The sequence below is a fragment of the Cecembia lonarensis LW9 genome (genome assembly GCF_000298295.1).
GTDB classification, from domain to species: Bacteria; Bacteroidota; Bacteroidia; order Cytophagales; family Cyclobacteriaceae; genus Cecembia; species Cecembia lonarensis.
Map to the genome: position 1 here is coordinate 1 of NZ_AMGM01000309.1, position 643 is coordinate 643.

Annotated in this window: 2 protein-coding genes; both read right to left on the minus strand. The window is 55.2% G+C overall.

The features are described from left to right. The coding region (locus B879_RS24245) for a GntR family transcriptional regulator (protein ID WP_040401655.1) at window positions 1-321 on the minus strand (321 nt) is incomplete at its 3' end. 129 nt (window positions 322-450) lie between these two features. Next, window positions 451-643, minus strand: a 193-nt coding sequence (locus B879_RS24250; RefSeq protein ID WP_040401654.1) for a membrane-bound lytic murein transglycosylase MltF, incomplete at its 5' end; no start/stop codon positions are given.

Genomic DNA, 643 nt, shown 5'->3' on the forward strand with positions numbered 1-643 from the left:
CTCTGAGGACCTTCGACGCGCCGCGATCCCGGTGATCGGTGGTTCTATCGACATCCGCAGATCCATGACGTCGCGGATATCATTCATCCCCACGGGGCGAACCACGTATCCGCGCCGCGGGAACGCCATCACGAATCCCTCCCAGAGAAGGCCCTGGAGCGCTTCACGCACCGGGGTCTTTGAAACTCCAAGACGCAACGCAGTCTCCGATTCATGGATGACCTGCTCAGGCTCAAGTTTTCCGGTTACTATTTCTTGACGCAATATTGCCAGGACGCGTTGTGAGGCAGAAGCTTGCTCAGTCTCATCGATCGTTGCCATATCTGCCGCTCGCATAGGTAGTCCCCTAGTGAAATTCCATATAGAAGGGAGGCGCGAAACTGGTCGTTTCGCACCTCCCGCACTGATTAATCGTACCTGTTGGCGGTTTGCCGCTTCAGGTTCTGGTGACTAACGCCCGTTGATATAGAAGTCAGCAACTTCCGCGGTAACCCCATTTTCTTTCAAGACGCGATCGACGGTCCCGTTCTCTTTCGCTCGGGTGAAGTAGTCATCGATTGCCGCAGTGAATTCCGGGACATCCTTGGTATGCGGCCACGTGATCTCCAGCAAGCCTGTCAGTTCAGGATGATTGGGATCTTCC